The sequence below is a fragment of the Streptomyces sediminimaris genome, assembly GCF_047049295.1.
GTDB lineage: Bacteria > Actinomycetota > Actinomycetes > Streptomycetales > Streptomycetaceae > Streptomyces > Streptomyces sediminimaris.
The window spans coordinates 6,956,671-6,979,198 of the sequence record NZ_JBJWOT010000001.1 but is presented as its reverse complement, the minus strand read 5'-3'; the positions used below and the strand labels follow the sequence as shown (position 1 = coordinate 6,979,198).

The following is a 22,528-nucleotide window of genomic DNA, read 5'->3' as shown; positions in this document are numbered from 1 at the left end:
GCCTCCCGGACACCCTCAGCGCAGGCCGCGCCCCGTCTCCAGCACCTCCCGGGCCTTCGCCGCCAGCCCGTCCGCACCACACGAACGCGCCAGCGCCAGGCCCCGGTTGAGTTCGGCGACGGACCGCGCGGCGATCCCGTACTCCACCCGCGCCGCGGCATGCTCGTACTGGCAGGGCGAGGCCTCCAGATAGGCCACGGCCTGCGCGGCGAGACGAACCGCCCGCTGCCCGGTCTCCAGCGCCGCGGCGCACCTCAGTGCCTCGCCTATGGCCGTGTCCGTGCCGAACCGCTCCGCCTGCCGCCGCGCGTCCGCGGCCAGTTGCGCGGCCCGGACCGGGTCCTGCGTGGCGAGGGCACGGGCCAGGCTGAAGGCCCACGGCAGGACCACCGGATTGTGGTGGCCTCGCGCGGTCGCGTCCTTCTCGGCCTCCTCCAGTTCGTTGATGCCGTCCGTGGTGCGGCCCACGGCGAGCAGCAGGCGGCCGCGCACGGACCTCGGGTCGTGCATCACCATGGGGGACGGGTAGGGCGGTGCGAAGCCGTACTGGTCGGCGATCGCCCAGGCCTCGTCGACATGACCGCGGGCGAGCAGGACGTCGACGAGGTTGCTGGTGGCGCACCAGTACAGGGGCAGGCCGCGGCCGACGCGCTCGGCCAGGCGCAGCGCCTCGCGCAGGGACGCCTCCGCCTCCCTGAGCCGGCCGCGCCTGCGGTGCACGAGACCGATGTGGGCGTGGGCGAGGGAGAGGTGACCGCCGCTCCAGCCGGCCGTCTCGTAGGTGCGCAGGGCTTCGTTGTAGAGGCTTTCGGCGCGGTCCAGGCGGTCGGTGTAGGCGTAGGAGTTGGAGAGCATCAGCAGCAGCTCGATGCCCCACTCGGTGTTGGTCCAGCCGAGTCCCGGGGCGAGGCGGCCGTTGACCAGGGCCAGGTCGCAGGCCTCGACGACCTCCTCTGCGCTCTCGCCCCTCAGCAGGGCGTCGAAGCCCCGCAGCATCAGCAGGGCGCGTTCGGAGTTGTTGCGGCCGGTGCAGGTGCGGGCGAGGCCGGCCAGGCGCTCGGAGCGCCCCGGTGAGTTCGACTCGCCGGCGTAGATGCCCTCCCACATGTACTGCACGGCCTGCAGCCGGAGTTTGGCGGGCCCGTCCTCGTGCCGGGCGGCCTCCGCCTCGACGGTGCGCACGGCCTCGCCCAGCTGGTCGTTGTGGAGCAGGGCCTGGGAGAGGCGGACGACGGCGTCGACGCGCTCGTCGGGGTCGAGGCCGGGCATCGCGAGGGCGGACTGCAGGTGGTCGATGGTGGTGGCGGGCGCGGTCAGCAGGGTCGCGCAGCCGAGTTCGAAGAGCACATGCGCGTGGACCTCCGGGAGCGGCGGTTCCAGCAGGGCGCGTTCGAGGCAGCGGCGGGCCGCGTCGGGCGCACCGACGGCGAGGTGCTCGCGGGCGGCCTCGCGCAGTTGCCCGACCAGTTCCTCGTCGTCGTCCGGATGCACCTGGAGCAGGTGCCGGGAGGCCGCGGCGGCGCCGAGTCCGGAGTCCGTGACGACCTGGGCGGCGATGCCGTGCATGGCGGTGCGCAGGGCGTCCGGGATGGAGTTGTAGACGGCGGAGGCGATCAGCGGGTGCACGAACTCCAGGTCACCGTCGCCGAGCCGGGCGTTCACCGGGTCCGGTTCGGTCAGGATGCGGGCGCCCTGGAGCAGTTCGGCGCAGCGTGCCGCGTCGTCGTGGCCCATGGTGGCGAGCCTGGCCACCAGGCCGACGGAGATGCCGGTGCCGAGGATCGCCGCCGCCCATGCGAACCGGGTGGCGTCGATGCCGAGTTCCTCCAGGCGGGCGACGAGGCCGCCGCCGCGGGCCGAGCGGTTCAGGGCGCGCAGTTCGGCGGCCGCGTGCTCGGTCGGCTCCAGCTCGCTTTCGCGGACCTTGGCGAGGAGTTCCACGGTCTCGTACGGGTTGCCGCCGGTGACGGCCCAGACCTCGCGGCAGAACGGGGCGTCGGCGTGCGCGCCGAGCGTGGCGCGGGTCAGGCCCGCGGTGGCGTCCGGGGTGAGGGCGCTCAGCAGGGCCTGGGGCCGGCCCGCGGCGGCGGCGACCGCCTCCAGATAGCGGGCGCTCTCACCGCTGACCTCGCCGGGCCTGCGGGCCACCACGACCAGCACGGACAGGTCGTCGAGCCGCTCGGCGAAGGCGGCCAGCCAGCGCAGCGTCTCCAGGTCGGCCCAGTGCGCGTCGTCGATCAGCAGCACCAGCGGCCAGTCCCGGCGGGCCAGCCGGCGCACCCCGGCGACCAGGCCGTCGGTCACCCCCTGCGGGTCCGCCTGGCGGTCGCCGGGTTCCGTTATGCCCAGGGCGGGGCCGGCGATGTCGTACCAGTCGCCGAGGTATTCGCGCGCCTCCTCCGGCATCAGCGACACCAGCGCGGGCTGGAGCAGCTGCCGTACCACGTTGAACGGCACGGATTTGAGGGTCTCGCCGCCGCGGGCCGCCCACACCGTGCAGCCGCGCCGTTCGGCGATGCGGCGGGTCTCGCCCAGCAGGGCGGTCTTGCCGATGCCCGACTCGCCCCTGATCACCAGCAGGCTGCCCGAGGACGAGCGGTCGGCGCACAGGGCGTTGAGCGCCTCCTCGACGGCGGCGATCTCCGCCTCGCGCTCCCACAGGGGGCCCGAGGCGGCCTCCGTGGGCCCGGCCTCCGTCATCCCGCTACCTCCCCAAGTCGCCCGAACGACGTACAGACCTCGAGCGTAGCCGTCGGATCGGGGAAGCGGAGCCCGGTCGGGGCAGCTCTTGCCGTGATGGGTGACAGCCGGTGCGGGCAGGCGACGCGCCCGGCCGGTGATCTGCCCCCGGAAAGCTAACGGTCAGTCAAAAGCCGCTGAAATGGCGTCCTTTTTCGGACAACACCGGGCCGCGCGGGTCCGTCTGCGGTATGGGCTCCGGCGGCGGGGCCGGGCGGCGGCCACGTCGTCGAGCGGGGCAAGGCCGAGCAGGCCCAGGCCGGGCGGGACGGGGCCGGGCGGGGAGGATCCGGGCCCACGGCGGCTTCGCGGCCGGAACCCTCTCATCCGTCTTTCACCGACGCCTCATACGGTGGGGGCATGACGCAGGTGACTCCTCCCGGGTGGTATCCCGACCCCGGGCAGACAAGTGAGGGGCCCGCCACCGAGCGGTGGTGGGACGGCAAGGCATGGACGGACCGGACCCGCCCCGCGGGCTCGGCCGCCGTATGGGGTCCCCCGGCGCAGGAGCCGACGGCCGGGGCACATCCGGCGCCACCGCCCCATCCGGCCGGCGCGTCCGCCTTCCCGGCGTACCCGGCGTACCCGGCCCATCCCGGGCAGCCGCCGGCCGCTCCGCGGCGCGGGCTGCGCACCGGCATCGCCGTCGGGGCGGCCGTGGTCGTCCTGGCGTGCATCGGCGTGGGCGTGTACGCCCTGGCCGGCGACGACGGTTCGAACGGCGGCAGCGCCTCGCGGCAGGGGCAGGGACCGGGCGGCTTCGGGCAGGGCGGTTCCGGCGGGGAGGGCGGTTCGTCCGGCGGACAGGGAGGCCAGGGCGGCCAGGGCGGTGGAGGCGGGCCCTTCGGCGGCGGGTCCGGCGGCTCGGGCGGGGGCGACGGCGGGTCACCCGCACCCGGCCGGTCCCCGGCGCCGAAGATCAGGAGCGGGTCCGTGACCGACGGGGTCAGCGGGATCAGCCTGCCCATTCCGGACAACTGGTACGGGCAGCAGATGTCCGTGGGCGCGCAGATCACCTCCGACAAGTCCTACAAGTGCCCCGGCAACACCTCCCAGACCTGCACGAACGGCGGCGCGTACTCGGCGCCCGCGCTGGTCCTGGGAACCAAGGGCGACACGGCCGAGGCGGTCGCGAAGGCCGACATCCCGGCCAACGCCAAGGAGTCCTACGGCGGCAGGACCTACGGCTCGATCACGTCGCACCAGGTGCTCGCGTCCAGGGCGGTCACCGTGGCCGGGCAGAAGGGCTACCTGGTCCGCTGGAAGGCGGTCACCAGCAAGGGCTCGGACGGCTACGTCGAGTCGCTCGCCTTCCCCGCGCCCGCGGACCCGCAGCAGATCGTCGTCGTCCGCTTCGGTGTGGACGTCGCCGAGAAGCAGAGCGTGATCGACACCATCACCAAGGGCATCAAGGTCTCGACGGGCGGCGGCAGCGGCCAGAACGTCTGACCCGGCCGCGCCCCGCCCCGCTCCCGCGAAGCGGTCGGCCGGGCGGGACTCCCCTCCGCTCAAGGGGAACCCGCCCGGCCGGGGGTGCGCGCCGCCCCCGTCCCCACGGTGCGGCGCGGTCAGGTCCCCGTCCGGTCATCCCGCGGACGGCGACCCGGGTCTCAGGCGAGGCCGAGCGCCGGCAGCACGGCGGCCTCCACGAAGCGGACCAGGTAGTCGGGGTCGGCGTACTCCCCCTCCAGGACGGGCCGGGCCCGCATCACGCCGAACATCTGCGCGGGCACGTACGGCAGGGCCGGGTGGTCGGCCGCGATCTCGCCCCGCTCCACGCCCCGCCGCAGGATCTCCTGCAGCGCGCGGATCTCCGGTTCGACGAGCGCCTCGCGCAGCGCCTGCTGAAGGTCCGGGTCCTGGGTGACGGCGTGGCCGAGCGCCTGGTGGAGCTTGGTGTCCTTGCGCCCCCACTGCGCGGCGACCCGCGCGGCCCGGCGCAGGTCCTCGGCCAGCGACCCGGTGTCTATGCCGCCGAAGCGGACCTGCCGGGCGGAGCGCAGCGCCGCCGCCACGAACTGGGGCTTGGTCTTCCACTGCCGGTACAGCGTCGACTTGCTGCACCGCGTGCTCGCGGCGACGCCTTCCATGGTCACGGCGTCGTACCCGCACTCACGGATCTGCTCGAGCACCGCGTCGAAGAACTCCTTCTCACGCTCGGGCGTGATCTTGGAGCGGCGCGGGGAGGCGGCCGGTTCCGGGCCGTCCGCGGCCTGCGACGTCATGCGCCCTTCTCCCTCGCTTCCGGACCGGGATTATTCCCGCTTCCTCGTGTGTCGTACCTATCGATACGCCACTGTACCGGAACGCCGACGTATCGGTACACTCCCGTATCGGAACGCATTCGTTTCGGGACGGGCGCGTACCGATGAGTTCCGGCCCCGGCCGGGGTCTCACCACATACAGCACGGGCACGACGCACGACCGTCAGCAAGGGAGCCGGGGGATGAACGGACCTACTGAGCCTCCGGACGCACAGGCGGCCGCCCCGGCGCGGCCGCCGCTCGTCCGCGAGCTCCTGCTCGTCGCGGGGCTCTTCCTCGTCTACAAGTTCGGCCGGCAGCTCGCCACGGGCCACACCGGTGAGGCGCTGCGCAACGGGCACCGCGTCTGGGACCTGGAGCGGGCGCTCCACCTGCCCTCCGAGGACGCGGTGCAGTCCCTGCTGCTGCACGGCGACGGACTCGCGCAGATCGCGAACACCTACTACGCGACCGTCCACTTCCCCGCCACCGCCGCCTTCCTGATCTGGCTCTACCTGCGGCGCCCGGCCCACTACGTCTGGGCCCGCCGGGTGCTCGCCGCCGTCACCTCGGTGGCCCTGGTGCTGCCCTTCGTCTATCCGCTGGCACCGCCGCGGATGCTGGCCGGCACGGGTCTGATCGACACGGGACACGTCTACGGCCCGTCCGTGTACGGCCCGCCCTCCTCGGACCACCTCTCCAACCAGTTCGCGGCGATGCCGTCACTGCACTTCGGCTGGGCGCTGATGGTCGCCGTCGGCCTGATCGCGGCGACGCGGTCGCGCTGGCGCCTGCTGTGGCTGCTGCACCCGCTGGTGACGCTGCTGGTGATCGTGGGCACGGCGAACCACTACTGGCTCGACCCCCTCGTCGCGACCGCCATGCTCGGTGCCGCGCTCGCGCTGTTCCACCGCCCGCACCGCACAGCCGGCACGGCCGCAGGCGGCAGCGGGCGGGCCGCGCCGGCCGCCGACGACGCAGACGCCGACGCCGACGCCGACGGCAAGGCTTTGACCGGAGCGGGCCGATGACCGCCGTGCTCCTCGCCGTCGCCCTCTCACTGGTCTCCGCCGTCGCCTACGCGGCCGCGGCCGTGGCCCAGGAACGCCTCGCCGCGCGCGATTCCGGCGGCGGTGTGCTGCGGCTGCTCGGCGCGGGTGCCTGGTGGGCGTCGGTCGCGCTCAACGCCTCCGCGGCCCTGCTGCACGTCGTCGCCCTCAAGTACGGCTCGCTGACCGTCGTGCAGCCGCTCGGCGCGCTCACCCTGGTCGCCGCGGTGCCGATGGGGGCGCGGGCGGCCGGCCGCAGGGTCGGCCCGGCCGAGTGGCGGGGCACCGCGCTGACGCTGGCCGGGCTGGCCGCGCTGCTGGTCGCCGCGTCCGGTCCGGCGCCCGAGCGGGTGCTGAGCCTGACCGGGGCGCTGGCGGTCGCGGGCACCACGGCCGCGCTGATCGGCGTGCTGTCGTGGCCGGGGGCCCGGCCGGGGCTGCGGCACGCCACGGCGTCCGGGTTCGCCTCGGGCGTGGCCTCGGCGCTCACGCAGACGGTGACCGTGGCCGCGACGGACCGCTCCGGTCCCGCGCTGAGTCCGAAGGTCGTCCTGGTGGCGGTGCTGGTCGCCGCCTTCGCGGCCGGCGGGCTGCTGCTGTCGCAGACCGCGTACAAGGGCGGCCTCGGCGCTCCGCTCGCGGTGCTGACACTCTCCAACCCGGTGGCGGCCTCCGTGATCGGCCTCACCCTGCTCGGCCAGGGCCTGCGCGGCGGCGCGGCGGGCGTGCTCCTCGCCCTCGCGGGCGCGGCCCTCGCGTCCTGGGGCGTCGTGCTCCTGACCCGTCCGGGCCCCGCTCCGGCGGACGAGGAGCACCCGGTGGCCGCGGTCCTGGCCCTCGGGCCGGAGACGGCCGCGCCGGAGCCCGTGCTGGTGCCCGGGCCGTCGCCGGATCCGGGCCGGCTCACCCGGCTGTGAACCCCGGCCGGGGCGCCGGCGGATCCGCGCCGCCGGTCCGGTCCGTCCGCTACCCCAGGCCGCGCGAGTCCTGCTTGAGGGCCGTGTCCACGGTCAGCGCGGTCGCCACGACCAGGCTCAGCAGCGGCTCGGGCAGCTGGTAGTGGATCTGCAGGACGTAGTTGTCCGCGGTGGTGAACATCGTCTTGGCGAGGCCTTCCCAGGTCTTGGTGATCCGGGCGACCTCGTTGTCGGCGTGGTCCACGATGGCGAAGTTCCAGGCCCGCCAGTTCTCCGCCTTGATCGCGCCGACCTGCCCGCCGTTGGCGTTCATCGCGAAGTTGATCTTCCCGATCATGTTCTGCTGGACGATCTCGCCCACCGGTGAGCCGTCCGGGCGGCTCACCTCCACCCGCGACTTGAAGAGCTTCGCGGGCCGGGTCAGCACCAGCTGCGGCCGGCCGTGGGCGTCCCGGATCTCCAGCCGGTGCGTCATGAACTGGTCGAGGCTGGAGACGAAGCGCGCCACCTTCTTCAGCGCGCTCTGCCCGACCTCGGTGACCGAGCCGATCTGGTTGCCGTTCTGGTCCATGACCGTGTACTCGTTGGTCAGCTCGATCAGCTTGGCCTTCTGGTTCACCACCAGGACCGGCTCGGTGAACAGGCTGCCGCCGCCGGGACCGCCCGCGGTGACCCCGGCCTGCTGCCGCACCTGACGCTGCACCCGCGGGTCGGGGCCCGCGGGCTGCTGCGGCATCTGCGGCGCCTGCTGCGGGGCGGCCGGGCCCTGCTGCTGGTCGGCGTGCGTGTGCTGGGTCCACTGGCCGCCGTCCCAGTAGCGCAGGGTCCGGGGCACTCCGTGCGGATCCGGGTACCAGCCTGCAGGTGTGTTCGAATGCGTGGTCACCGGGGCACACTACCCCGGCCCCACCGACACCTCGCCACCCCTTCCATCCCGTTGTTCATCAGGTTTTACCCGGCACGTCAGGCGGTGATGATCGCCGGGTCGCTGACGCCGGACCGCCCGTTCTCGACATGTCCGGCGAATCGCCGCAGGAAGCCCCGGTCGGCCTCGCAGGTCACGGAGAGGTCGTACCAGCGCCAGCTCGCCGCGAGGCCGACGGTGTGCCTGACGGTCGCGCCGGGCCGCACCGTGAACGTCCGCGGCCGGACGCCGTAGCCGCCCGACAGTTTCAGCCGGACCGCGCCTGAGCCCTTGTTGGTGAAGGTCAGCTCGACGTCCTCGCGGGTGTGGCGGGCGGTGACCTCGGGTCCGGCGACCCTGTTCGGGCCCTTGAAGACGCGCAGGAAGCCGTTCGGGCCGTGCACGGTCAGGTCGTAGGAGCCCTCGGAGTACGCCGAGTTCCAGGTGTCCGCGACCGTCCTGCCGGCCTCGGTGGTGTAGGTCCACGGGCCGTCGGTGCGGTTGCCCGAGGTGACCAGGAAGGCGGCGCCCGCCTTCGCCCCCGAGGCGAAGGTGAGCGTGAACCTCCCGCCCGCCGTGTCCGCCGAACCGTCCACGTACGGGACGTACTTGAGGGGACGCGCCCGGCGCAGCCCGCGCTCCTGCACGGGCAGCACGCCCTTCGCCGGCGGGGTCGGCACGTAGTCGGGGTGACGGTCGTGGTCCGGCGGCCGGTAGCCGTCGGTGCCGGGCAGGGCGACCGGCTCGGTGTCCTCGCGGCAGAAGTCGAAGGCGGAGGTCAGGTCGCCGCAGACGGCCCGCCGCCAGGGCGAGATGTTCGGCTCGTGGACGCCGAAGCGGGTCTCCATGAACCGGATGATCGAGGTGTGGTCGAACGTCTCGGAGCAGACGTAACCGCCCTTGCTCCAGGGCGAGACGACGAGCATCGGCACCCGCTGACCGAGGCCGTAGGGGCCGGCCGGGTTGCTGCCGCTGCCCTTGAACAGGTCGAGGGCGGGGTCGACGGTGGACCTGCCCTGGGCGGCGGACCCCGGCGGGTACGGCGGGATCTGGTGGTCGAAGAAGCCGTCGTTCTCGTCGTAGGTGATGAACAGCGCCGTCTTCGCCCACACCTCCGGGTCGGCGGTGAGCGCGTCGAGGACCTGCGAGACGTACCAGGCGCCGTAGTTCGCGGGCCAGTTGGGGTGCTCGGTGAAGGCCTCGGGCGCGACGACCCAGGAGATCTGCGGGAGCCTGCCGCCCTTGACGTCGGCCTTCAGCCGGTCGAAGAAGCCCTCGCCCTTGGTCGCGTCGGTGCCGGTGCGGGCCTTGTCGTAGAGCGGGTCGCCGGGCTCGGCGTTCCGGTACTGGTTGAAATAGAGCAGCGAGTTGTCGCCGTAGTTGCCGCGGTAGGCGTCCGGGATCCAGCCCCAGCTGCCGTTCGCGTCCAGGCCGTCGCCGACGTCCTGGTAGATCCGCCAGGAGACGCCCGCCTTCTCCAGGCGCTCGGGGTAGGTGGTCCAGCTGTAGCCCGCCTCGTCGTTGCCGAGGACCGGGCCGCCGCCCCGGCCGTCGTTGCCCGTGTAACCCGTCCACATGTAGTAGCGGTTGGGGTCGGTGGAGCCGATGAAGGAGCAGTGGTACGCGTCGCAGATGGTGAAGGAGTCGGCGAGCGCGTAGTGGAACGGGATGTCGTCGCGGGTGAGGTACGCCATCGTCGTGGACCCCTTGCTGGGCACCCACTTGTCGTACCTGCCCCCGTTGAAGGCGGCGTGCCCGTCGTTCCAGCCGTGCGGCAGGTCCTGGATGAACGCCAGGCCGAGGTCGTCGGCGTCGGGGTGGAAGGGCAGGATCTCCTTGCCGCCCGCGTCCTGCTGGTGCCAGACGGACGTGCCGTCCGGCCAGGTCACGGGACGCGGGTCGCCGAAGCCGCGGACGCCCCTGAGGGAGCCGAAGTAGTGGTCGAAGGAACGGTTCTCCTGCATCAGTACGACGATGTGCTCGACGTCCTTGATGGATCCCGTACGACGGTGCGCGGGCAGCGCGGCAGCACGCTCGATGCTGTTCGACAGCGCGGTGAACGCGGTGGTCGCGCCCGCGAGTTGCAGGAATCTGCGCCGATTGACCTCAGGCATGGGTGGGTGCCTCTCATCCTGGTGCGGACGGCCGGAACATGACGGAATGCGCGCGAGCGAGTGTTCCAAGAGCAGCGAACGTCAGGGAAGGGTCGGGTGGCGCCCGTGTGAAAGTCGCCGGTACGGGCGGTGCGCCGGGGGGCCGCGGAGTGAGCGGCGGCAGAGCCGCGCGCCGGACTTCCGTCAGACGGAAGCGCCCTTGCCCTCGTGTGGCGCCCGTCACGAACCTGAGTCCAACCACGGCACGCGGGGCGAGGACGCCCCGCTCTCAGGGACGGGAACGCCATGCCTCACATGACCGCCTTCGCCAGGAACCAGTGGTACGTCGCCGCCTACAGCCACGAGGTCGGGCGCGAGGAGCTGCTCGGCCGGACGATACTCGGTGAGCCCCTCGTCTTCTACCGCACCGAGCAGGACGGGGCGCCCGTCGCACTCGCCGACCGCTGCGTGCACCGGCGCTTCCCGCTGCACGAGAGGCCGAGCCGGCTCGACGGCGACCGGATCGTGTGCGGGTACCACGGGTTCACGTACGACACGACCGGTACCTGCGTGTACGTCCCGGGGCAGAAGCGCGTACCGCGCACCGCCCGCGTCGCCTCCTACCCCGTCGTCGAGCAGGACTCGCTGGTGTGGGTGTGGATCGGCGACCCGGCGCTCGCCGACGCGGGGACCATCCCGCGGGCGAGGCACCTGGACTCCCCCGGCTGGGTCACCGTGCGCGGCATGGAGCCCATCGACGCCGACTACGGGCTGCTGGTCGACAACCTGCTCGACCTCTCCCACGAGACGTACCTGCACGGCGGTCACATCGGCACCCCCGAGGTCGCCGAGACGCCGATCACGACCGAGGTCGACGAGGGCGCGGGCATCGTGCGGGTCAGCCGGCACATGGACGACGCGGAGTGCCCGCCGTTCTACGCCAGCTCCACCGGCATCGAGGGGCGGATCACGCGCTGGCAGGACATCGAGTACCACGCCCCGTGCCTGTATCTGCTGCACAGCCGGATCGCGCCGGCCGGCGTGCTGCCGGAGGCCGACGGCAGCGACCCGAACGGCTTCCACACCGAGATCACGTACGCCATCACGCCCTCCGCCGACGGGCACGTGTACGACTTCTGGATGGTCTCCCGCGACTGGGCCGTCGACGACGCCGAGGTCACCGAGTTCCTGCGGGGCAGCAACCACACCGTGGTCATGCAGGACGTCGACGCGCTCAACCTGCTGCAGCGGACGCTCGGTTCGGAGCGGGCGGGGTACCAGGAGCTGAGCATCAACATCGACACCGGCGGCCTCGCCGCCCGCCGCATCCTCGCCCGGCTGGTCGAGGAGGGCGAGAAGCCCGTGGAGAAGGCCCAGTGAGCAACGGCACCACCGGTGAGATCTACCGCATCGACTGGCTGCCGGGCACCGACGTCCTGCACGGCACCTGTCACTGCGGCGCCGAGCACACCGCCCAGGACCCGGTGGAGATGTGGGAGTGGATGCTCGGCCATCCGGAAGGACACCGGCCCCGGGAGAGCAACGCGTCATGACTCTCTTCGAAGCCGAACTCGTCGTCGAGCGCCGGGAGTCGGCGGCCGACGGCGTGCTCGCCCTGACCCTGCGCCACCCGCTCGGCGAGGACCTGCCGGCCTGGCAGCCGGGTGCCCATGTCGACGTGCTGCTCGGGCCGGAGCTGGAGCGGCAGTACTCGCTGTGCGGGGACCCCGCGGACCGTTCGGCGTGGCGGGTCGCCGTGCTGCGCGAGCCGGCCGGGCGCGGCGGCTCGGCCCGTGTGCACGAGCAGGTGGGCGAGGGCGACAAGGTGCGGGTGCGCGGGCCGCGCAACCACTTCCGGCTGGAGCCGGCCGCCCGCTACCGCTTCGTGGCCGGCGGCATCGGCATCACCCCGATCCTGCCGATGCTGGCCGCGGCCGAGGCGGCGGGCGCGGAGTGGACGCTGCTGTACGGCGGCCGCACCCGCGGCTCCATGGCCTTCGTCCAGGAGCTGGCGCGCTACGAGGGCCGGGTCACCGTCGTCCCGCAGGACGAGTCGGGGCTGCTGGACCTGGACGCGGCGCTGGCCGATCTGCCCGACGGCACCCTCGTGTACTGCTGCGGTCCGGCGCCGCTGCTGGACGCGGTCGAGGAGCGCTGCCCGGCCGAGCGGCTGCGGGTCGAGCGGTTCACGCCGAAGGAGCAACCGGCCGGTGACAACGGCGCGTTCGAGGTCGAGCTGGCGCAGAGCGGCCGTACCGTCACCGTCCCACCGGACGTCTCCGTGCTGGACGCCGTCCGCGCCGCCGGTGTCGAGGTGCTGTTCTCCTGCACGGAGGGCACCTGCGGCACCTGCGAGACCGATGTCCTCGAGGGAACCCCGGACCACCGGGACTCGGTGCTCACCGACGCGGAACGGCGGAGCGGGGAGACGATGATGATCTGTGTGTCCCGCTGCCGCGGGAAGAGGCTCGTGCTGGACCTGTGACGCACGGGCCGGCGTCGGTCCGGGCGACGGCCGCGACCACCTCGCCGCCCCGGTCGCGCACGGGGGCGGCGGGCGGGCGCCGGTCATGGCGGCCGGCGCCCGGAACACCCGCTCTCAGCTGGTCAGATACGCCTCCACCTCACTGAACTGGCCGGCCGGCCAGCCGGTGTTGGCGCTGACCGTCAGGCGCAGGTAGCGCAGGCTGGTGCTCGCCGGGAGGGAGACCGTGGCCGTGTTGCCGGTGGCCGGGTCGAAGCGGTAGCCGGCCGAGCCGACGACCGTGGCGTAGTTCGAGCCGTCGGTGCTGCCCAGCACCGTGATGGTCTGGGTACGGGCGCCCCAGGCGGACGACGGCGGCAGCTTGAGCACCAGCCTGCGTACGGCCTGGGCCGAGCCGAGGTCGACCGTGAGGGACTGCGGGAAGGCGTTGTTGGTCGACTCCCAGTAGCTGTTCGCGTCGCCGTCGACCGCCTTGCCCGGTGTGTAGACGTCCTGCGAGCCGGTCGCGGTGGCCGGGCGGCCCTCGGCGAGGTTGCGGCCCGGGTCCGGGTCGGTGTTGCCCTGGCCGGGCTGCGGCCAGGACGAGCAGTCGCCCCAGGTGCTGCTCCAGCCGGAGTTGCCGCCGCCGTCCTCCACCGTGAAGACGCCCGAGCCGGACGGGTAGGGGCAGTTGTAGACGCCGGCCGCGCCGACCCCGGTGGCCTGGACGCCGCTGACTCTCGCCGTGCCCTGCGTCTCCGCCTGGACGACGACCGTGCCGGTGTTCCGCACCGTCGCGCCGCTGATGTCGACGTTGCCGGTCGAGTAGCCGTGGCCGCCGCCGGAGACGAACTCGAAGGCACTGTAGGGGCTGTCGGTGATCGTGGTGTCGGTGATGTCGACGGTCGCGTTGATCGCGCTGTCGTAGGAGTCGACGCGCAGCGCGCCCATCGGATGGTTCCAGTTGGGGTTCATGGCGCCGGTGCGCACGAGTGTGTTGCCGGAGACCGTGATCGTGCCGGCCAGCGGGGAGAAGGGGTCGAGGAACTTCTGGTTGGAGATCGCGATGCCGCTGCCGAGGGCGTTGGTGTCGGAGACCAGGTTGTCCTTGACGGCGATGTCCGTGCCGCCGTAGATCGCGATGCCGTTGGCGAGGTTCGGCTGCGAGACGGTGTTGTTCTCGAAGCTGCTGTCGGTGTCCGCCCCGTTCAGGGACCACATGGCGAGGGAGTCGTCGCCCTGGTTGCGCAGGAAGTTGCCGCGCACGCGCACCCCGTGGGCGTTGCCGTTGAGGTTGAGGCCGTCGGCGGTGGTGTCGAGGATGCGGTTGTTCTCCACCACCAGGTTGTCGTTGTCGCCCATCAGCCACAGGCCGACCTTCATGTGCTGCACCCACATGCCGGAGACCGAACTGTCCGGCCCGAGCGAGCCGTTGACGAAGTTGTCGGGGTTGGAGTCGACGCGCTCGGTGACCTCGCCGATGACCGCGAAGTCCTTGATGTGCACGCTGCCGGCGGAGCCGGACTGGTCGATGAAGCGGGAGCTGTGCACGATCGAGTACCAGCTGCCCGCGCCCTGGAGGGTGACGTTCTGCACGCCGCTGAGCGAGGACGTCAGTCGGTAGTCGCCCGGCGGGATCCACACCACGCCCCCCTGGGCCGCGGCGATCGCGTCCCGGAAGGCCTGTGTGGAGTCGCCGTTGCCGCTGGGATCGGCGCCTTTGGAGGTGACCGACACCGAACCCGCGGGCTGCGTGGCGGCCCCGTCGACCTGCTCGAAGTCCGCGACGTCCACGGTGACCTGGGTGCCGGCCGGCTCGAGGGCGACCTTGTCGCCCGGCTGGACGCTCCGGCCGAGCAGCATGCGCGTGTCGTCGAAGAAGTGGTGCCTCTTCGCACCGGCGATCCAGCCGGTGTCGATGTACGAGTACTTCGACGTCACCGGGAGCGTCTGCGCGAGCCTGGTGCCGTTGACGTACACGTTCAGCGAACCCGACCGGCCGTCCGGGACGCTGTAGGAGACGTTCACCGCGTTGGCGGCGCGCGGCACGGTGAACTCCACGCGCTGCCCGGCGTTCAGGCGTACGGCCTGGCGTCCGGACGCCTCGGAGGCGAGGGTGCCCTGGGTGTAGTCGGGGCCGATCTTCGTGCCGGTGGTGGTGGCGGACTCGGCCTCCACGGAGGTGAACGGCAGGCTCGCGCCGGCCGCCGCGTGGGCGGCGGGCGCGGTCGCGGTGAGCAGTCCGGCGGAGAGGGCGACCACCATGGCGGCTGGCATGCCCCTGACAGTCCTGTGCATGTGCTGATCCCTTCGTGTGGGGGTGCGGGGACAGCGGTACGGGTGCGCTACGGGCTCAGCCGCGCAGCCAGACCGCGGTGTCCTCCGGCAGCCGCCCCCCGGAGTCCAGGGGGCCGCTGCCGAGGAGGAGTTCGGTGTGGGCGGGCAGTTCGGCGGGGGCGTCGGCGAGGTTGACCACGCACGCGGCGCCGCCGCGGGTGAAAGCCAGGACGCCGTCCGGCGCGGGCAGCCAGGTGAGCGGGCCGGTACCGAAGACCGGGCGGAGCCCGATGCCCGCGCGGTAGAGGGCGAGCATCGAGGAGGGGTCGGCCGCCTGCAGGTCGGCGGCGTACGCGGACCAGCCGGCGGGCTGCGGCAGCCACGGCTCCTGCCGGGAGCCGAAGCCCGCGTACGGCGCCTGCGCGCTCCACGGCAGCGGGACCCGGCAGCCGTCGCGGCCGGGGTCGGTGCCGCCGGAGCGGAAGTACATCGGGTCCTCGATGCGCTCGCGCGGGATGTCGGCCTCGGGCAGCCCCAGCTCCTCCCCCTGGTAGAGGTAGACGGCGCCGGGCAGGGCGAGCGAGAGCAGGGCGGCGGCGCGGGCGCGCCGGGTGCCGAGGGCGAGGTCGGTGGGGGTGCCGAAGGCCTTGGCCGCGAAGTCGAAGCCCGTGTCGTCGCGGCCGTAGCGGGTCACCGTCCGGGTGACGTCGTGGTTGCACAGCACCCAGGTGGCCGGCGCGCCCACCGGGGCGTGCTCGGCGAGTGTGGTGTCGATGGACGTGCGCAGCCGCGCCGCGTCCCAGGGGCAGGTCAGGAAGGAGAAGTTGAAGGCCGTGTGCAGTTCGTCGGGGCGCAGGTAGCGGGCGAAGCGCTCGGCGTCCGGCAGCCACACCTCGCCGACGAACACGCCGTCGTACTCGTCGGCCACGGCCCGCCAGGAGCGGTAGATGTCGTGGAGTTCGTCGCGGTCGACGAAGGGGTGGGGTACCTGGCCCTCGACGAGGTCCGGCAGGCGCGGGTCCTTGGCGAGCAGCGCCGCCGAGTCGATGCGGACACCGGCCACACCGCGTTCGAACCAGAACCGCAGGATCTCCTCGTGCTCCTGGCGGACGACCGGATGGGCCCAGTTGAGGTCGGGCTGCTCGGGTGTGAACAGATGCAGGTACCACTCCCCGTCGGGCAGTCGTGTCCACACCGGCTCGGTGGAGCCGACGAACTGCGACGGCCAGTCGTTGGGCGGGAGCCGGCCGTGCGTGCCGCGTCCGGGCCGGAAGTGGAACAGCCCGCGCTCCGGGCTGCCCGGCCCCGCGGCCAGCGCGGCCCGGAACCAGGGGTGCTGGTCGGAGACGTGGTTGGGCACGATGTCGACGATGGTGCGGATGCCCAGCTCGCGGGCCTCGGCGATCAGCTTCTCCGCCTCGGCCAGGGTGCCGAACGCCGGATCGATCGCACGGTAGTCGGCGACGTCGTAGCCGCCGTCCTTCATCGGCGACAGGTACCAGGGCGTGAACCACAGGGCGTCAACGCCGAGTTCGGCCAGGTAGGGCAGTCTGGAGCGGACGCCCGCGAGGTCGCCGGTGCCGTCGCCGTCGCCGTCGGCGAAGCTGCGGACGTACACCTGGTAGATGACGGCGTCGCGCCACCAGTCCGTCTTCTCGTCCGTGGGGTTCTCGTCCGTCCGGTTCTCGTCCGTCCGGTTCTCGTCCGTCGGGTCCTTCACGTCCTTCTGGGCAGGGGTGGGCTGTCCCACTGTGCGTGCCTTTCTGTCGGGGGGAGGGCGTCAGCCCTTCGTGCTGCCCGCGCTGATCCCGGCGATGATGTGCCGCTGGAAGACGAGGAACAGGGCGACCATGGGAACGCTGGCGATGACCATGGCGGCGATGAGCACGGTGAGCTGGATGTTCTGCGACAGCTGGACGAGTGCCACGCTGATCGGCTGTTTGCCGGTGTCGGAGAAGACCATCAGCGGCCACAGGAAGTCCTGCCACACGGCGACCAGCGCGAAGATCGACACGACGCCGAGGACCGGCCGCGACATCGGCAGCACGATCGAGAAGAGGGTGCGCAGCTTTCCCGCGCCGTCCATCTCGGCGGCCTCCAGCACATCGCGGGGAAGCTGGTCGAAGAACCGCTTGAGCAGATAGAGGTTGAAGGCGTTGGCGACGGCCGGCAGCCAGATGGCCAGCGGGTCGTTGAGCAGGCTGGTGTGGATGAGGGGCAGGTCGGCGACGGTCAGGTACTTCGGTACGACGAGGGCCTGCGCGGGGACCATCAGCGTGGCGAGGATGCCGCCGAGCACGACCTTGCCGAAGGCGGGCCTGAGCCTGGACAGGGAGTAGGCCGCGGCCGTGCAGAACACGATCTGGAACGCCCAGGCGCCGGCCGCCTGGACCACCGTGTTCCACAGGTGCTCGGGCAGCTGCATCAGGTCCCAGGCGTCGGTGTAGCCGCCGAGGTGCCACGCCTTCGGCACCAGGGTGGGCGGGGTCCGCGCGATCTCGTCCGGCGACTTCAGGGCGCCGGTCACCATCCAGTACACGGGGAAGAGGAAGGCGAGGGCGAAGAGCAGCACGACGGAGGTGAAGACGGTCCAGTACACGGCCCTGCCGCGCGGGCGGGCGAGCGTCGCCGGGGAGACGAGGGTGCGGGTGGCGCTCATGCGTCGTCCTCTCCGGAGCGGGTGAGCCGCAGGTAGACGGCGGAGAACGCGCCGAGCAGCACCAGGAGCATCACGCTGAGCGCGCAGGCCCCGCCGAAGTCGTTGTAGAGGAAGGCGTACTTGTAGATCAGGTACAGCACGGTGACCGTGGCGCTCTCCGGGCCGCCGCCCGTGATCACGAACGGTTCGGTGAAGACCTGCATCGTCGCGATGATCTGGAGGAGCATCAGCATCAGGATGACGAAGCGGGTCTGCGGGACCGTCACGTGCCGCACGCGCTGCAGCAGGTTCGCGCCGTCCAGTTCGGCGGCCTCGTACAGCTCGCCGGGGATGGACTGCAGGGCGGCCAGGTAGATCAGGACGGTGCCGCCCATGTTGGCCCAGGTGGCCACGATCACCAGGGAGACCAGCGCGGTGTCGGCGCCGTTGGACCAGTTCGAGGTGGGCAGGTGCAGGAAGCGCAGCGCCTCGTTGGCCAGGCCCGCCCCGGGATCGTAGAACCACTTCCACAGCAGGGCGCTGACCACCGGCGGGATCATCACCGGCAGGTAGACCACGACCCTGAAGAAGGCCTTGGCGTGGCGGAGTTCGTTGAGCACCAGGGCCATCACGAACGGGACCGCGAAGCCGATCAGCAGGGCCAGCAGTGTGAAGGTCAGGGTGTTGCGCCAGGCGGCGGTGAACTCCGGGTCGTGCCAGACGCGGGTGAAGTTGGCGGTGCCGACCCACTCGGGCGCGGAGCCCGGCGTGTACTTCTGGAAGGCGATCACGACGGCGCGGATCGCCGGGTACCAGGAGAACAGGGCGAAGCAGATCAGGCCGCCGAGGAGGAAGGCGTAGGCGCGGGCCTGGTCGGCGAGGCGGCGCCGCCTCCGGTCCCCTGCCGGGGGCGGCGCCTGCACCGGGCGTACGGCGACCTCGCCGGTCGGTCGCCGTTCGGCCGTCTTCGTCATGTTCAGCCCCGTGCCAGGATGTCGTCGATCTTGCCGGACGCTTCCTTCAGCAGCTGGTCGATGTCCGCGTCCTTCTTGGTGAGGACGGCGGAGACGGCGCCGTCGAGGACGGAGTAGATCTGCTGGGCGTGCGGCGGCTCGATCTTCATTTGGAGCCGGTGGTTGCCGTCGAGGAAGGACTGGTAGTTCTCCACCGGCACGTTGGCGTTGGCCTTCTTGACCTGCTGGTCCTTGGCGTCGGCGGCGCCGGTGAACAGCCGTGGCTCGGGCAGGCCGACGGGCGCGTCCGCCTTCTTGGCGCGGGCGTAGTCGCCGAGGAAGCCCGATCCGGGGGTGAGGAACATGTGGTCGAGCCACTTCAGGCCGGCCCGGATCTGGGCGGGCGTGTCGTGCTTGTTGAACATGTAGCCGTCGCCGCCGATGAGCGTGCCCTTGCCCCCGGGCATCGGGCCGAGCGCGAGGTCCTTGTAGTTGCCGCCCTTCTCCTTGACCAGGATCGGGATGTTGTCGGGGGCGGAGAGGTACATGCCGAGCCTGCCCGAACCCATCATCTGCTGCACGTCGTTGATGACGAGGAGCTGCTTGCTGCCCATCGAGTCGTCCCTCCAGCGCATGTCGTGCAGGTTCTGCAGCACGGCGTGGCCCTCGGGGGTGTCGATGGTGGCCTTCTTGCCGTCGGCGCTCACGACGTCGCCGCCCTGGGAGTACAGCTCGGCGGTGAAGTGCCAGCCGCCCTGGTTCTGGGCGCTGTAGTCGGCGTATCCGACGGTGCCGCCGCCGAGCGCGGCGATCTTCTTCGCGTCGGCGCGGACCTCCTGCCACGTGGCGGGCGGTCTGTCGGGGTCGAGGCCGGCCTTCCGGAAGAGCTCGCGGTTGTAGATCAGGCCCATCGAGTAGCCGGTGCGCGGGATGCCGTAGATCTTCCCGTCGACGGTGTAGATGTCGCGCAGCTGCTTCTGCAGGGTGCCGTAGCTCTTCAGGTCCTTGACGTACGGGGTGAGGTCGGCCGCCTGGTTGATGTCCACCACGTGCCTGGCGTCGGTGAAGTAGGTGTAGAAGACGTCCTCCATCTGGCCGCCGGCGAGCTTGGCGTCGAACGTCTTCGGGTCCTGGCAGGGGAACGCGTCGTGCGCGACGACGTCGATGTCCGGGTTCTGCTTCTCGAAGGAGGCGACGTCCTGCTCGAAGAAACCGCGGTCGACCTTGGCGCTCTTGGGCGGTTCGCAGTTGACCGTGATGCGTGTCCTTCCGCTGGAGGAGTCGTCGTCGCTCGACCCGCAGGCGGACGCGGTCAGGGCGAGCGAACAGACGCCGAGCGCGGCGAAGGTACGGCGGAACCCGGTGCTTGTCATCGGTGGACCCCTCTGGGCAGGAGCGGTGGGCGACGCACACTCAAGCACCGCCGACATCTGGACGCAAGATGTCGCGCGCAATTTGAAATTATTCAACAGCTCGTCGGATCTCAGGGGCGGTGGACCTGCGCGGTCGACCCCCTGACCACCAGCTCGGGCTCGAACAACAGCTCTTCGGCGGCTACGGCACTGCCGCTGATCTGCGCGTTCAGCAGCTCCACGGCCGCCCGCCCCATGGCCTCGATGGGCTGGCGGACGGTGGTCAGCGCGGGCTCGGTGCAGTTCATCAGCGCGGAGTCGTCGTAGCCGACGACCGACACCCGCTCGGGGACGCCCAGTCCCTTGCGGCGCGCGGCCCGGATCACCCCGAGGGCGAGGGGGTCGCTGGCGCAGATGAACCCGGTGACGCCCCTCTCGACGAGCCGGGCGGCCGCCGCGTGCCCGCCCTCGATCGAGAACATGGCCCGGGCGACGAACTCGTCCGGGAGCTCGCCCATGGCCCGGGCGGCGGCGAGCTTGCGCTCCGACGGCACGTGGTCGGACGGCCCCAGCACCAGCCCGATCCGCTCGTGGCCGAGCGAGGCCAGGTGCCGCCAGGCCTGCTCCGTCGCCACCGCGTCGTCGCAGGAGACGCCCGGGAAGCCGAGGTCGCCGATGGAGGCGTTGACCAGCACGACCGGGATGTTGCGCTCGGCGAGCCGGCGGTAGTGGTCGTGCGGGGCGTCGGCCTGGGCGTACAGGCCGCCGGCGAAGACGACGCCGGAGACCTGCTGCTGCAGCAGCAGTTCCACGTAGTCGGCCTCGGAGACACCGCCCTTGGTCTGCGTGCACAGCACCGGCGTCAGGCCGAGCTGGGCCAGCGCCCCGCCGATCACCTCGGCGAACGCCGGGAAGATCGGGTTCTGCAGCTCGGGCAGCACCAGGCCCACGAGCCGGGCACGCTCCCCGCGCAGCTGCGTGGGGCGCTCGTAGCCGAGGACGTCCAGGGCGGAGAGCACCGCCTGCCGGGTGGACTCGGAGACCCCCGGCTTTCCGTTCAGCACCCGGCTGACCGTGGCCTCGCTGACCCCGACCTTCTTCGCCACCTCAGCAAGTCGTCGCGTCATGACCGCAAGAGTAGCGCAAGAAATGCAAGCAGTTTGCGTAATGGTGTCAGCGGGCCGCCCACAGACCGCGGACGTGCCCGAGGTGCCTGGTCATCACCTCGCGCACCCCTTCCGGGTCCCGCGCGAGCAGCGCGTCCAGCAGCTCCAGGTGCTCCTCCGCGGAGGCCCGCAGCCGTCCCGCCTCCACCAGGGCGGTCAGCCCGTACAGCCGCGAACGGCGCCGCAGGTCCCGTACGACGTCCACGAGGTGGCCGTTGCCCGCCAGGGCCAGCAGTCCGAGGTGGAAGTCCAGGTCGGCCTCGATGTACGCGATGAGGTCGCCCTTGGCGGCCGAGTCGACGATCTCGTCGGCGAGCGGGCGCAGTGCCTCCAGGTCGGCGGCGTCGGCGGTGGTGGCGAGGCCCACCGTCGTGGGGATCTCGATCAGGGACCGGACGTGCTTGTACTCGTCGAGCTGCCGGTCGGAGACGGCGGTGACCCGGAAGCCCTTGTTGGGGACGATGTCGACCATGCCCTCCTTGACCAGCTCCAGCATCGCCTCGCGCACCGGGGTCGCCGAGACACCCAGGCGGGGGGCGAGGCCGGGTGCCGAGTACACCTCTCCCGGACGCAGTTCGCCGGAGATCAGGGCGGCCCGCAGCACGTCCACGACGCGTTCGCGGAAGTTGGGCTTCCGGCCGCCGAGCGGCGGCAGAGCCGGGCGGTTCTGCGGGGCCATGGTGATCGTCCTCCTCGGGTCACCCGACAGTACCGAAGCGCCTACAGCACGAAGCCCGCGGGGAACGGGTCCTCGGGGTCCAGCAGGTACTGGGCGGTGCCGGTGATCCAGGCCCGGCCGGTGAAGCTCGGCAGCACCGCGGGACGGCCCGCCACCTCGGTCGTGCCGAGGAGCCGGCCGGTGAACCGGGTGCCGATGAACGACTCGTTGACGAACTCGGTGTGCAGGGGGAGTTCGCCGCGCGCGTGCAGCTGGGCCATGCGCGCGCTCGTCCCGGTGCCGCACGGCGAGCGGTCGAACCAGCCGGGGTGGATCGCCATCGCGTGCCGCGAACGGCGGGCGCTCGCGCCGGGCGCGATCAGGTGGACGTGGTGGCAGCCGCGGATCGACGGGTCCTCCGGGTGGACCGGTTCCGCCTCGGCGTTGACGGCGTCCATCAGGGCCAGGCCCGCCGCGAGGATGTCGTCCTTGCGGGCCCGGTCGAAGGGGAGCCCGAACCGCTCCAGCGGCAGGATCGCGTAGAAGTTGCCGCCGTAGGCCAGGTCATAGGTCACCGACCGCCCGTCGGCCAGCGTCGCCTCGCGGTCGAGCGCGACCACGAACGACGGGACGTTGCGCAGCGTGACCGCCTTGGCCGCCCCGTCCTCGACCGCCACCTCGGCCACGACGACTCCGGCCGGCGTGTCCAGGCGGATGGTGGTGACCGGTTCGACGACCTCGACCATGCCGGTCTCCACCAGCACGGTCGCGACGCCGATGGTGCCGTGCCCGCACATGGGCAGATAGCCGGAGACCTCGATGTAGACGACACCCCAGTCGCAGTCGTCCCGGGTCGGCGGCTGCAGGATCGCGCCGCTCATCGCGGAGTGCCCGCGCGGCTCGTTCATCAGCAACTGCTTGATGTCGTCGCGGTGTTCGCGGAAGTACAGCCGCCGCTCGTTCATCGTGGCGCCGGGGACGGTCCCGATCCCGCCGGTGATCACACGGGTGGGCATGCCCTCGGTGTGCGAGTCGACGGCGTGCAGGACGAGCTTGCTGCGCATGGCCGCTCTCC

18 protein-coding genes are annotated in these 22,528 nt (G+C 72.0%); 6 read left to right on the top strand and 12 right to left on the bottom strand.

What is annotated here, in order from left to right; genetic code table 11:
• Nucleotides 1–15: 15 nt before the first annotated feature.
• Nucleotides 16–2,700 (bottom strand): ATP-binding protein, encoded by a 2,685-nt coding sequence (locus ACJ9NR_RS31930; protein ID WP_412491231.1) that lies wholly within the window; start codon nucleotides 2,698–2,700, stop codon nucleotides 16–18.
• A gap of 399 nt (nucleotides 2,701–3,099) precedes the next feature.
• On the opposite strand from ACJ9NR_RS31930, the gene ACJ9NR_RS31925 reads away from it, so the two are divergent.
• Nucleotides 3,100–4,188 carry a DUF2510 domain-containing protein gene (locus tag ACJ9NR_RS31925; RefSeq protein ID WP_412491232.1) on the top strand — a complete coding sequence of 363 codons (1,089 nt, stop codon included), beginning with the start codon at nucleotides 3,100–3,102 and terminating at the stop codon, nucleotides 4,186–4,188.
• 161 nt (nucleotides 4,189–4,349) lie between these two features.
• Here the strand turns inward: ACJ9NR_RS31925 and ACJ9NR_RS31920 are convergent, their stop codons facing one another.
• Nucleotides 4,350–4,964 (bottom strand): TetR/AcrR family transcriptional regulator, encoded by a 615-nt coding sequence (locus ACJ9NR_RS31920; protein WP_412491234.1) that lies wholly within the window; start codon nucleotides 4,962–4,964, stop codon nucleotides 4,350–4,352.
• Between the two features lie 221 nt (nucleotides 4,965–5,185).
• Here ACJ9NR_RS31920 and ACJ9NR_RS31915 point away from each other — a divergent pair, with 221 nt between their 5' ends.
• Complete coding sequence (locus tag ACJ9NR_RS31915; protein WP_412491235.1) at nucleotides 5,186–6,013, top strand: phosphatase PAP2 family protein; 828 nt, start codon at nucleotides 5,186–5,188, stop codon at nucleotides 6,011–6,013.
• Nucleotides 6,010–6,948 carry a DMT family protein gene (locus ACJ9NR_RS31910; RefSeq protein ID WP_412491237.1) on the top strand — a complete coding sequence of 313 codons (939 nt, stop codon included), beginning with the start codon at nucleotides 6,010–6,012 and terminating at the stop codon, nucleotides 6,946–6,948. The genes ACJ9NR_RS31915 and ACJ9NR_RS31910 overlap by 4 nt, the downstream gene beginning before the upstream one ends.
• 49 nt (nucleotides 6,949–6,997) lie before the next feature.
• Here the strand turns inward: ACJ9NR_RS31910 and ACJ9NR_RS31905 are convergent, their stop codons facing one another.
• Both ACJ9NR_RS31905 and ACJ9NR_RS31900 read right to left on the bottom strand, forming a co-directional pair.
• A complete protein-coding gene (locus ACJ9NR_RS31905) occupies nucleotides 6,998–7,834 on the bottom strand; it encodes an LURP-one-related family protein (RefSeq protein ID WP_412491239.1) in 837 nt (278 codons plus the stop codon).
• Nucleotides 7,835–7,911: 77 nt separating this feature from the next.
• Complete coding sequence (locus ACJ9NR_RS31900; protein WP_412491240.1) at nucleotides 7,912–9,966, bottom strand: phosphocholine-specific phospholipase C; 2,055 nt, start codon at nucleotides 9,964–9,966, stop codon at nucleotides 7,912–7,914.
• 285 nt (nucleotides 9,967–10,251) lie between these two features.
• Between ACJ9NR_RS31900 and ACJ9NR_RS31895 the strand changes: the two genes are divergently transcribed.
• From ACJ9NR_RS31895 to ACJ9NR_RS31885, 3 genes are read left to right on the top strand one after another with little or no spacing between them, the layout of a single operon-like run.
• Complete coding sequence (locus ACJ9NR_RS31895; protein WP_412491241.1) at nucleotides 10,252–11,325, top strand: Rieske 2Fe-2S domain-containing protein; 1,074 nt, start codon at nucleotides 10,252–10,254, stop codon at nucleotides 11,323–11,325.
• Nucleotides 11,322–11,498, top strand: a complete 177-nt coding sequence (locus ACJ9NR_RS31890; RefSeq protein ID WP_412491242.1) for a hypothetical protein — start codon at nucleotides 11,322–11,324, stop codon at nucleotides 11,496–11,498. Before ACJ9NR_RS31895 ends, ACJ9NR_RS31890 begins: the two co-directional genes overlap by 4 nt.
• On the top strand, nucleotides 11,495–12,430 hold the full coding sequence (locus ACJ9NR_RS31885) for a PDR/VanB family oxidoreductase (RefSeq protein WP_412491244.1): 936 nt from the start codon (nucleotides 11,495–11,497) through the stop codon (nucleotides 12,428–12,430). The genes ACJ9NR_RS31890 and ACJ9NR_RS31885 overlap by 4 nt, the downstream gene beginning before the upstream one ends.
• 114 nt (nucleotides 12,431–12,544) lie before the next feature.
• On the opposite strand, the gene ACJ9NR_RS31880 is transcribed toward ACJ9NR_RS31885, so the two are convergent.
• From ACJ9NR_RS31880 to ACJ9NR_RS31845, 8 genes are all read right to left on the bottom strand, one after another.
• Nucleotides 12,545–14,686 (bottom strand): discoidin domain-containing protein, encoded by a 2,142-nt coding sequence (locus tag ACJ9NR_RS31880; protein ID WP_412491246.1) that lies wholly within the window; start codon nucleotides 14,684–14,686, stop codon nucleotides 12,545–12,547.
• Between the two features lie 76 nt (nucleotides 14,687–14,762).
• A complete protein-coding gene (locus tag ACJ9NR_RS31875; RefSeq protein ID WP_412491861.1) occupies nucleotides 14,763–16,304 on the bottom strand; it encodes a glycoside hydrolase family 13 protein in 1,542 nt (513 codons plus the stop codon).
• Between the two features lie 162 nt (nucleotides 16,305–16,466).
• On the bottom strand, nucleotides 16,467–17,345 hold the full coding sequence (locus ACJ9NR_RS31870; RefSeq protein ID WP_412491248.1) for a carbohydrate ABC transporter permease: 879 nt from the start codon (nucleotides 17,343–17,345) through the stop codon (nucleotides 16,467–16,469).
• Nucleotides 17,342–18,298, bottom strand: coding sequence for a carbohydrate ABC transporter permease (locus ACJ9NR_RS31865; protein ID WP_412491250.1), 957 nt, complete (start codon nucleotides 18,296–18,298; stop codon nucleotides 17,342–17,344). Before ACJ9NR_RS31865 ends, ACJ9NR_RS31870 begins: the two co-directional genes overlap by 4 nt.
• A gap of 2 nt (nucleotides 18,299–18,300) precedes the next feature.
• Entirely contained in the window at nucleotides 18,301–19,650 is a 1,350-nt protein-coding gene (locus ACJ9NR_RS31860) for an ABC transporter substrate-binding protein (RefSeq protein ID WP_412491252.1), read from the bottom strand.
• Between the two features lie 110 nt (nucleotides 19,651–19,760).
• Nucleotides 19,761–20,756, bottom strand: coding sequence for a LacI family DNA-binding transcriptional regulator (locus ACJ9NR_RS31855; RefSeq protein ID WP_412491254.1), 996 nt, complete (start codon nucleotides 20,754–20,756; stop codon nucleotides 19,761–19,763).
• A gap of 46 nt (nucleotides 20,757–20,802) precedes the next feature.
• A complete protein-coding gene (locus tag ACJ9NR_RS31850) occupies nucleotides 20,803–21,474 on the bottom strand; it encodes a GntR family transcriptional regulator (protein ID WP_412491256.1) in 672 nt (223 codons plus the stop codon).
• A gap of 41 nt (nucleotides 21,475–21,515) precedes the next feature.
• On the bottom strand, nucleotides 21,516–22,517 hold the full coding sequence (locus ACJ9NR_RS31845) for a proline racemase family protein (RefSeq protein WP_412491258.1): 1,002 nt from the start codon (nucleotides 22,515–22,517) through the stop codon (nucleotides 21,516–21,518).
• Nucleotides 22,518–22,528 lie beyond the last annotated feature (11 nt).